This is a genomic window from Roseateles sp. (genome assembly GCF_019237615.1).
GTDB lineage: Bacteria > Pseudomonadota > Gammaproteobacteria > Burkholderiales > Burkholderiaceae_C > Pelomonas.
The window spans coordinates 1-5,451 of the sequence record NZ_JAFAGT010000015.1; the positions used below are offsets into that span (position 1 = coordinate 1).

General features: G+C 67.9%; 2 protein-coding genes. Both read right to left on the reverse strand.

From position 1 onward, the window contains the following. On the reverse strand, nucleotides 1-3,143 hold a 3,143-nt coding region (locus tag JOY88_RS03215; RefSeq protein WP_293500343.1), incomplete at its 3' end, for an efflux RND transporter permease subunit. 21 nt (nucleotides 3,144-3,164) lie between these two features. Beyond that, a complete protein-coding gene (locus tag JOY88_RS03220) occupies nucleotides 3,165-4,373 on the reverse strand; it encodes an efflux RND transporter periplasmic adaptor subunit (protein ID WP_293500344.1) in 1,209 nt (402 codons plus the stop codon). Between the last annotated feature and the right edge of the window lie 1,078 nt (nucleotides 4,374-5,451).

Here is a 5,451-nt window from a genome sequence, read left to right on the forward strand (position 1 = left end):
ACCAGCATCACAGAGAACGGGATGCTCCAGCTCTCGTACAGCGCGGCCAGGCACAGGAAGACGACCAGCAGCGAGATCGCGTACAGCGCCGGCACGAAGAAGAGGTTCATCACCGTCGACACGAGCATCCCGCCGAACACCGTCGTCCCGAGCGAGTGCCGGCTCTCCGCGCCCGACCCCTCCGCGATGACGAGCGGGAACACGCCTAGGATGAACGAGAACGACGTCATCAAGATCGGGCGGAGCCGCTCGCGCGCCGCCTCGAGGGCGGCCTCGGTGATCGACTGCCCGCGCTCGCGGAGCTGGTTGGCGAACTCGACGATCAGGATCGCGTTCTTGGCCGACAGGCCGATGGTGGTCAGCAGGCCGACCTGGAAGTACACGTCGTTGGACAGCCCGCGCAGGGTCGCCGCCAGCAGCGCCCCGATGACGCCCAGCGGCACCACCAGCATCACAGAGAACGGGATGCTCCAGCTCTCGTACAGCGCGGCCAGGCACAGGAAGACGACCAGCAGCGAGATCGCGTACAGCATGGGTGCCTGGTCGCCGGTCAGACGCTCCTGGTAGGACAGCCCCGTCCACGACAGGCCCACGCCGGGCGGCAGCTGCGCGGCGATGCCTTCCACCGCCTTCATCGCGGCACCCGAGCTCTTGCCCGGCGCCGGCTGGCCCAGCACCTCGACGGCGGGCAGGCCGTTGTAGCGCTCCAGGCGCGGCGAGCCCTTCTCCCAGTGCGCCGTGCCGAAGGCCGAGAACGGCACCATCTGGCCGGCGGCGTTGCGCACGCGCCAGTTGTCCAGGTCCTCGGGCTGCATGCGATAGGGCGCGTCGGCCTGCATGTAGACCTTCTTGACGCGACCACGGTCGATGAAGTCGTTCACGTAGGCTCCGCCCCACGCGGTGGAGAGCAGGCCGTTGATGTCACTGACCGAGACGCCCAGCGCGCCCGCGCGGGCCGTGTCGACGTCCAGGCGCAGCTGCGGTGCGTCCTCCAGGCCGTTGGGGCGCACAGCCACCAGGTTCGGGTCCTTCGCGGCCATGCCGAGGAACTGGTTGCGCGCGGCCATCAGGGCCTCGCGGCCCACGCCGGCCTGGTCCTGAAGATAGCCGTCGAAGCCGGTGGCATTGCCAAGCTCCAGCACGGCCGGCGGTGCGAATGCGAAGGCCATTGCGTCGCGGTACTGCATGAAGGCGCCCATTGCGCGGCCGGCGATGGCCTGCACCTTCTGGTCGGGGCGCTTGCGCTCGCTCCAGTCCTTGAGCTTGACGAAGCCGATCGCCATGTTCTCGCCGCGGCCTGCGAAGCTGAAGCCGGTGACGGCGAACACGGAGTCGACGTTGTCCTTCTCGTTGGTGTGGAAGTGATCCTCGATGCGCTTCACCACCTCCAGCGTACGCGCCTGCGTGGCGCCGGCCGGCAACTGGATCTGCGAGAACAGGATGCCCTGGTCTTCCTCGGGCAGGAAGGAGGTGGGCAGGCGCATGAAGAGCACCGCCATGCCGACGACGAGCAGGCCGTAGACCACCAGCTGGCGGCCCCAGCGCCGCAACATGCGGGCGACGACGCCCTGGTAGCCCTGCGTGGCGGCGTCGAAGCGGCGGTTGAAGGCGCCGAAGAAGCCGCGCGTGGCCGGGCCGCCATGGCCGGGCTTGAGCAGCGTGGCGCACAGCGCTGGCGTCAGCACCAGCGCGACCAGCACCGACAGCACCATGGCCGACACGATGGTGATGGAGAACTGGCGGTAGATGACGCCCGTGGAGCCGCCGAAGAAGGCCATGGGCACGAACACGGCCGACAGCACCAGCGCAATGCCCACCAGCGCGCCGGTGATCTGGCTCATGGACTTGCGTGTCGCCGCCTTGGGCGACAGGCCCTCCTCGGTCATCACGCGCTCGACGTTCTCGACGACGACGATGGCGTCGTCCACCAGCAGGCCGATGGCCAGCACCAGGCCGAACATCGTCAACGTGTTGATGGAGAAGCCGGCGACGGACATCACGCCGAAGGTGCCCAGCAGCACGACGGGCACGGCGATCGTCGGGATCAGCGTGGCGCGGAAGTTCTGCAGGAACAGGTACATCACCAGGAAGACCAGCACCACGGCCTCGACCAGCGTCTTGACCACCTCGTGGATGGAGACCTTGACGAAGGGCGTGCTGTCGTAGGGGATGATGGTCTTCATGCCGGCGGGCAGGAAGGGTTTGATGCGCTGCAGCTCGGCCTCGACGGCCTTGGCCGTGGCCAGCGCGTTGGCGCCGGTGGCCAGCTTGACGGCCACGCCCGCGGCGGGCATGCCGTTGTAGCGCGACACGGTGGCATAGCTCTCCGAGCCCAGCTCCACGCGGGCCACGTCGCGCAGGTGCACGGTGGAGCCGTCCGGGCGCGTCTTCAGCACGATGTTGCGGAACTGCTCGGGCGTCTGGAGGCGGCTCTGCGCCGTCACGGTGGCGTTGAGCTGCTGGCCCAGGGCGGCGGGGGCAGCGCCCAGCTGGCCTGCGGAAACCTGCGCGTTCTGCGCCTGGATGGCGGCGGACACGTCGGCCGGCGTCAGCGAGTACTGGTTGAGCTGGTTGGGGTTGAGCCAGACGCGCATTGCGTACTGCGCGCCGAACAGCTGCACCTCGCCCACGCCCTCCACGCGGCTGAGCGGGTCCAGCACGTTGGAGGAGACGTAGTCCGACAGGTCCACCTGGGACAGCTTGCCGTCCTCGGACACGAAGCCCACCACCATCAGGAAGTTGACGGTGGACTTGACCACCTGCACACCCTGGCGCTGCACCTCTTGCGGCAGCAGCGGCGTGGCGGCCTGCAGCTTGTTCTGCACCTGCACTTGGGCGGTGTCGGGGTTGGTGCCGGCCGTGAAGGTCAGCGTGATACTGGCATTGCCCTGCGAGTCCGACGTGGAGGACATGTAGGTCAGGCCGTCGATGCCCTTGAGCTTTTGCTCGATGACCTGGGTGACGGTGTCCTCCAGCGTCTTGGCGGACGCGCCCGGGTAGGCGGCGTTGATCGTCACCTGCGGCGGCGCGATGCTGGGGTATTGCGAGACCGGCAGCGTGTCGATGGACAGTGCGCCGGCCAGCATGACGACGATGGCCAGCACCCACGCGAAGATGGGCCGGTCAATGAAGAAACGGGACATGTTTGGGGCTCCGGTGCGGGATCAGCGGGCCGTGGCGGGCGTGGCCGGGGCGCCCGTCGCCACGGGGGCGGCGGCCTGGGCCGGCATGCCGGGGCGCAGGCGCTGCAGCCCGTCGACGATGAGGCGGTCGCCGGCGGCCAGGCCCGAGGTCACGAGCCACTGGCCCTGCACGACGCCGCTGGTCTTCAGCTCGCGCGCCTGCACCTTGCCGTCGGTGCCAAGCACCATCGCGACGGCTTGGCCGCGCGCGTCGCGCGACACGGCCGACTGCGGCGCCAGCAGGGCCTGGGCCTGCACGCCGGTCTGCACCTGGGCGCGCACATACATGCCGGGCAGCAGTTGGCGCTTGGGGTTGGGGAACACGGCGCGCAGCGTCACGCTGCCGCTGCCGGGGTCGACCTGCAGCTCCGAAAACTGCAGCTTGCCGTCCAGCGGGTAGACGCTGCCGTCCTCCAGCAGCAGCTTGACGCGGGCCTGGCCGCCGGTGTCTCGCTGCAACCGGCCCTCGGCGAATTCGCGCTGCAGGCGCAGCAGTTCGGCGTTGGACTGGGTCACGTCGACGTGGATGGGATCCAGCTGCTGCAGCGTGGCCATCGCGGTGGCCTGGTTGGCGGTGACCAGCGCGCCGGGCGTGACCGCCGAGCGGCCGATGCGGCCGGCGATGGGCGCGCTGACGCGGGTACGGTCGAGGTCGATCTGGGCGGTGCGCACGGCGGCGCGGGCGGCGTCCACGTCGGCCTGCGCCTGCTTGAGGGCGGCCTGGGTGTCGTCGCGCAACTGCTTGCTGACGGCGTCGACATCGGCCAGTTGCTGGTAGCGGTCCGCCTTGAGCCTGACCGTCGTCACATTGGCTTCGGCCTTGGCCAGCGCGGCCTTGGCGGTGTCCAGCACGGCCTGGTAGGAGGCGGGGTCGATCTGGTAGAGCAACTGGCCGGCCTTGACGTCGCTGCCTTCCGTGAAGCTGCGACTCTTGACGATGCCGTTCACCTGCGGGCGCACCTCGGCGGTCTCGTAGGCCACCGTGCGGCCGGACAGCTCGGCGTTCAGCTCGACGCGCTGGGGCTGCAATGTCAGCACACCGACCTGGGGCGGCGGGGCGGTCTTGGCGCCCGTCTGGGATTCGGCCTGGCCGCAGGCACTCAGCGAGAGCGCGGCAATGACGGCGACGGCCAGCGTCAGCAGCGTGAACGCCGGCATGCCGAGCGAGTGGCGGGAGGGGAACTTGCGCATGTGCGGGCCTCGAGATCGGAAGGGGCCGGACGCCACGCGCTTCCCTGGGGCGTCGCGCGGATCTCAGCCGGTTGCTTTTGCTGAATGAGCGTTCATTCTATTTTTGTGCGTAGCAGCATGGCAAGAAATGAATGAATGACCATTCAGTTCTGTGGGGTCTTTAGGCGGCGACGCCGAGGTCGGCGCAGGCCCTGCCGCTGACTCCAACAAATGAAGTCCGTCGGGCACTGGATGAGGCCTTCACGGCGCGGGTGGGCCGACCTCGTTTCGCGACAGGCTGGCTGCAGTGCAGCGACGGTCGGTCGACGGCGGCTGGCGGACTCACGGTGTCGGCGTCGCAGCGATCATTCGGACGCCAGCGCGTTTGCCAGCGCAATGGCCGGTTCATTCAAGGAAGCCGACATTGGCGCCGCGGGCTCGGGCGGCGGCGATCTGAACGACCGCTGTGCGGCGTCGCGAAATTCCGGATCCGGGTAAATCTCGGCCACGGCCATGACCAGTCTGTCGCGAGAGTCAGGTTTCCTGCCTCCCTTCCGGCAATATCCGCCCGGCCAGCCGCCGGCACTTCTGGAACCTTGCAGAGAACTCTTCGAACAGACGGGTCGTCGAGCGTCGGAGACTCCTTGTGGATCGCGTAGACCCTTGTCGCGCTTTGATTGCGCCGTATAGCCTTTAATTTTAAGTTCTATACGGCCAATGCTCGAATTCCTTCCTCTGCCGGACAACGCCGCGCGCCAGGTCATTGACTCGACAGCACCCCGGAACGCTCACTGAATTCGATGGATTGCACCGACCACGGCGTGCCAATCCCGAGCGCCGCTTCGAAAACTCTGGCTGTCATGGCACCACCTCACCGAGTGATCAACCAGAGACGATCGTACCCATGTCGCGGACCGGGCTTACGACGCCTGCCGTAGCGGGTCGGGGGTTGAGCGAATACGAAGGGACTTCCCACCTTCTGGCCCACGGCGTCGAAGCGCCAAGATTGATGGTGCGAAACGTCAATCTGCAAGCCTGTGAAAGGGGAAGCCCATGAACGAGATTACCCGAGTCGGGGTCGATCTGGCCAAGCGCGTGA